3 protein-coding genes are annotated in these 5511 nt (G+C 55.8%); all 3 read left to right on the top strand.

The window, feature by feature from the left end:
• A partial coding sequence (locus tag AC1DKD_RS38590) for a DUF2272 domain-containing protein (RefSeq protein WP_477144509.1) occupies positions 1 to 508 on the top strand: 508 nt, incomplete at its 5' end.
• Positions 509 to 1058: 550 nt separating this feature from the next.
• The gene (locus AC1DKD_RS38595; RefSeq protein WP_441636109.1) at positions 1059 to 2831 is read left to right on the top strand and encodes a lipase family protein; all 1773 of its coding nucleotides are present in this window, start codon (positions 1059 to 1061) and stop codon (positions 2829 to 2831) included.
• 311 nt (positions 2832 to 3142) lie between these two features.
• A complete protein-coding gene (locus AC1DKD_RS38600; RefSeq protein ID WP_441636111.1) occupies positions 3143 to 5326 on the top strand; it encodes a hypothetical protein in 2184 nt (727 codons plus the stop codon).
• Positions 5327 to 5511: the final 185 nt, after the last annotated feature.

Genomic DNA, 5511 nt, shown 5'->3' on the forward strand with positions numbered 1-5511 from the left:
CGGATATCCCATGGTCGGCGGCCGCTATCTCGTTCATGGTGAGAAACGCGTCGCAATCAGCGGTAAAATACAAGAACTTCAAACGGATATCCCATGGTCGGCGGCCGCTATCTCGTTCATGGTGAGAAACGCGTCGCAATCAGCGGTAAAATACAAGAACTTCAAATTCGCGTCAGCGCACTCGCGATACATTCACGACGCCATCGTCAAAAACAAGGCTCAGTCACAGGACGCACCATTCTGGGGAAAGCAGATTTTTGACGGAATTCCTCAAGTTGGCGACGTCGTCGGAAAATGGAGGGAGAATCCTCGCACTTTCGAGGATGCGGAGCATTCGGACTCGTTCAAGAGCCACACGGACATTGTGGTCAGCGTAAGTCCGGATTTCGTCTTAGCCGTTGGCGGCAACGTTAGCAATTCCGTCGGCCTCTCGCGCTATGAGAAGGAGCCTTCTGGCCATCTTTCGAAGAGTGGTGGTGTTATCGTGCTAATGGAGAATCGGACATGAGCTTCCCGGGGGTACGCTGGCGTCCGTTCGCTTTACAATGATTAAGATTGAGCTGGTTATTGAGCGCAGTGGTCCGGATCCGAAGCAAACCGCGCGCGTACCGAGGCCGCCAAGACATCTGCTGTCGCTTGACGCATGCCGATAGCTGTAACCGTAGTTTACGATGAAGTGCCGGTTGCTATTGATAAAGGAGGACCGCGCCAAAGGGGGGCGTTGCAGTGATCATCGCTTCCAGAATGCGAGGCCATGCCGTTTGACGTCTTGAGGGGTATGGTTTCTGGCACTGGATGGGAGCGCCGGCAGCGTTTTGGCAGGCCATGTTCGAGACGACAGTTTGATTGCCTGACTCAAGCTTCTCCACCGTCATCGGCAATCAGGCATGGCGTCTTGGACGCGTCCTAGCTGCCAGCTACCACCAACTTGGTATCGACCGTCGCCTGACTCGCGATAGGCGCGCCAGGAACTGGCCATTTCGGGGGCAGCTTGCGCTGCTACGACGACTTCGGCGATCGCCCGTATAACGCGCAGGCAGGTCGAGTTGGAGGTGAAGATGCCGAACCATCAAGAGAATCAAGAGCCCAAACGCGATCTGATCGTGGCGCTGCACGCCGCGGGTAGCTCACCCAGAAAGCTGCGGTACGTTTGCGACACCGTGCGTGAAGCGTGGCAGAAGCGTGACAAGCCCGAGCCGATTATTCTCGCACCGGCGTTGCCTGTGGGCATGTTTTCATTTGTCGAACCATGCGAATTGACAAAGACGATCATCGCGATGATAGACCGTATCTGGCAAGCGGAAGGCGATTGTATCGGGGAAATCGTACTCATAGGTCATAGTATGGGAGCGTTGCTGGCGAGAAAAGCCTATATCTATGCGTGCGGTGAATGCGACGGTGTTCCTCTAGAGTATGGGAAGGACTGCGCGGAAGCACGCCCATGGGCATCGCGGGTCAGCCGGATCGTACTGATCGCGGCAATGAATCGCGGATGGTCAATCTCGTCTCATCTCTCACTAGTGAATGCCGTCAAGTGGAAACTCGGCATTCTGATGGGAAACATCCTGACGGCGGCGAGGCTAGGAAGAAAGCGACCGCTGGTATTTTCGGTGCATCGAGGCGCACCGTTTCTCACACAGTTGCGCCTTCAATGGATGGCCATGCGTAGACGCGCCGGGGCCGAGTCACTCGGCTCCGCCGTCACGGTTCAGTTGCTTGGATCGATTGACGACATCGTTTCTCCTCAGGACAATATCGATCTGGTCGCAGGCGAGGATTTCTTCTATCTCGACGTGCCTCAGTCCGGCCATGTGGATGTTATTACGGCCGACGACACCCCCGTGGGCCGCCGGCGGCGCAGGGTCATTGCCACGGCTGCCACCGCATCGCGCGAGCAACTCGATCGCCTGTCGATTCTGCCTAGTGATCACGGATTGCCCAAACCGGACGAATCGGTCACTGATGTCGTGTTTGTCATTCACGGCATTCGCGACGAGGGGTTCTGGACCCAGAAAATCGCTCGCCGGGTGGTCGCATTGGCGCGCGAACGAAACCGGCAACGTGACCGCGGACGGGCGATGGCGATGCTATCGCAGAAGAGGATCGTCAAAACCGAGACGTCCACATACGGCTATTTCGCGATGCTGCCGTTTCTCTTGCCGAACGTGCGTAAGCGCCGTGTCGAATGGTTAATGGATCGCTACGCGGAGAACAAGGCGCTTTATCCAAAGGCGGATTTTTCCTACGTCGGACATAGCCACGGAACTTACATGCTTGCCAAGGCGCTGGAGACCTATCCGAGCGTACGCTTCAAGAACATCGCATTTGCGGGTAGCGTGGTTCGGACGGACTACGATTGGGCGCGGTTGATCAGATCTGGTCGTGTAGAGCGCGTGCTGAACTTCGTGGCTACGGCTGACTGGGTCGTGGCCATCTTTCCTCGCACCTTTCAAGTCCTCCGTTGGCAGGATCTCGGCAGCGCCGGCCATGACGGATTTTTGGAGATGGATAACAGCGGTGGTCTATTCCAGTCGGAGTTTGTACGAGGCTGTCATTCTGCCGCGCTAGACGAAAAGAATTGGCGAAGTATCGCGCGCTTTGTGTTGGACGGTACACAACCTCAAAGGGAGGCGCTGGCGATGAGACGTTTCTGGCCGATAGCCTTGGCTGGGCGCGTTGCACCGATCCTGGTTCTCGGAGGTGTGTGTTTGGTCGCTTTTGTTGGAATGAATATTCTCGGGCCCGTCACAGGAATCTGGAATCAATCGGGCCGTGTGGTCGCATTTGCATTGTACGTATTTTTTCTCTGGAAAGTCCTAACGTGGCTTTAACCAAGATAAAACTCAATGAATCCAGTGTCACTGGTTGTTCGGCTAGTGTGGAAAATTGTCCAGCCAATTATTGGAACCTTCGTTCTCGCCGACGGAACCTGAAGCGGTGGGAATACTATAATAAACGGCTACGATAATGATAATTTATTTATCCAGGCTCGGTTCGATGTCTTGGTAAATCAGTTTCGCCTATTAACACTTCTTTATTTGGTTCACATGTGGATCAATTTGACGGGATGGAAAAATCGTCGTGGTGCTGACTGTACTTACATTGAGCTTTGACGCATGTGCTTACCAGAGGGGAGAAACGCATGAGTGTGCAACCTATAGTGGCTAAGGAGGGGGAGGTACACCACACGAGGAAAATTCGGTATTGGCTGACATTTTTGGCATTCTGTGCTGCGGCTGCAGTGCTGGCAGTGATACAGGGCTGTAGTCCATTCACCGGCTGGATAGCCAATAAAGTTTATCCTGATCTCGTGGAGCCGCAAGAGACGGAGGCTCCATCGACGTTTTCCGTCTATCTCCCGTCCAGCGCAACCGAAGCCGTTCTCGGTGGGAGTGGCCGGGGATTGAACTGTTCGATTCCGCCACTCGCTGGCCCGGCCTTCGAACGCGAAAAGGATCATGCTCCTGTTAGCCTACGCTTCCGCCAAGCCTGCGTCATGCACGACTTCTGCTACCGCCACGGCTATGCCACTTATGGCTATTCGCAGGCTGACTGCGACACTATGCTGCAGGAATCCGCCTATCGCTTGTGTCGACAAATCAATGACCCGAATAAGTCAAAGGTCTCCGAATCCAGCCAGGCGAGCGACGACGCCTTTGCCGACTGCGAAACGCAGGCCAAGAAGGTTTTGCTCGGTGTTGTGCTTGGGGGAGCCGGCTCCTATCAGCCCGCTGGGCGCTCTACCTACTTCGAGTACGATCCTATGCCGGCACGCGCCGATAACTATGTGGTTGGCCGAGCCGTCCCGCAGAGTATGAACGCCCCGACTGTCGAAGACCTTGGCATTCGCACGTTCTTCATCAAGCGAAATATGGTGGAAGTGAAGGCGCTGGTTACGAGCCGGTCGGAGGCGACTACGCTGAAGGGCCAAGGCACTGCGCCTGTGCCGTTTCCAGAACGACGGATCGCTACGCCGCCGGTCTTGTTGGATGTCAAGGGCTTTCCAAGCCTCGTCTCGTTGGCGAGAGACTCCTTTGGTGATACCAGTCTCAAGGCATTTTCCTTTGACGATATGCAGAATGGTCCGCGCGACTGTTGGGATGGAGATGCAGGTCGCTGCAAAAGCGCATCGGACACCTCCGTGCACAAACTCGCAAACGTCGACGGCAAGGCCATTCTGGTATCACTAGACCACCGGGGCTCCCTTGCAAACGGGGAAAAGGGGATAGCGGTCACGATCGTGCAGCGGAACCTGGGTGGGCAATTGAAGATGCTGGACTATGCCCTGAACGGCACATTGCCGATGTACAACACTTATCGTTTCCTGTCGCACGATCTGCTGCTTGAGAAGGACTGGCTTGGTCAAGCCACACACGTCTGGACTTTGGCACGGGGCGTAGGTATCGATCGCTCCGGTTCGCACTACATGAACGACAAGACCGGCAGCGACTATCAGATGCGTCTGGTGGTGGCGCGTCAGGCCCTGGGCAACGACGGTACTGGCAAGACCGTCCGGTTCTCGCTCGACGCCAAGGAAACTGACGAACCGCTCTCGCTCGTTCGCCTGGGGCACGAGGCGGGCACGGCACTAATTGGACTGAGCTGGGACGAGGTCGACCTGACTCGGGTGGAGAATGGAAAGACACCGGAAAACCCGCCACAACTGAAGGTATGGAGAATGCCGCTTTCTGGGGCGGCACCACACCCGAAGCCTGAGGTACTCCCTCTTCTGGTCTCCGCAGAGGAGGGGTTCGTTGACATGGCGCCCATCGTCGCTCGCGTCAGCGGAAAAGATGCGGCGCTCCTCATTCTTGCCAAAGTGAGTGATGGCCTCGAGGCGTCGAAAACAGGCAAGGGGCAATTCGGTGTACCAGAGCCGGTGACCGGTCTTACGGTCAGATTCCAGATCGATGGGCTGGAGAGCCATTCGGGCTCAGCACTGCAAATGCGGCCGTGGATACGACTAAGTTGCGCGCTCGATCTGAGCGAGCAACTGAACGCAGCGACGAACATCAGACAACGTGCCTATCGGTCAATTGGTGAGAACCCCGACACGTATGAAAGTGACCGGTCCCACAATGTTTATAAAAGAGTTAGGGAGATTGGAATGAAAGATCTCGCAAACCGATGGAAGATGAGCCAGTTGATCGCCTCCGAGCAACCACTAAATGGGCCAGATACCGCATTGGCGCTAACACTCGTCTTTAACGGCTTTCCTGACCAGTCGTTCCAGGTGCTACTGCGCAACTCGCAAGCGGGGCTGGAGCACATCAAGACCATCTCTGGCGGCAGATTTCTTAGAAGTTGCGCCGTCGAAGGGGCATAGGGAGAGCGGTGTGCAGGGTCTGCGGAGATCGGCTCGCTTTAACCGGATCCACGAGCTATTGATCCTTGTATAAATGATGACATCACCACAACTCGGCCTGCTTCCAGCACGCGGCAATGATGCTAGCGCGTTGCTGTGCGCTGCGCAGCCGATTGCGGGCGGTCGTTTTGAGTTCGGTGAGCGAG

The sequence above is a fragment of the Cupriavidus sp. 05T313 genome, assembly GCF_056396665.1.

Coding starts and splice junctions, on each gene's coding strand:
- AC1DKD_RS38595 (WP_441636109.1), top strand. CDS start 1,059: ATGCCGAACCATCAAGAGAATCAAGAGCCCAAACGCGATCTGATCGTG.
- AC1DKD_RS38600 (WP_441636111.1), top strand. CDS start 3,143: ATGAGTGTGCAACCTATAGTGGCTAAGGAGGGGGAGGTACACCACACG.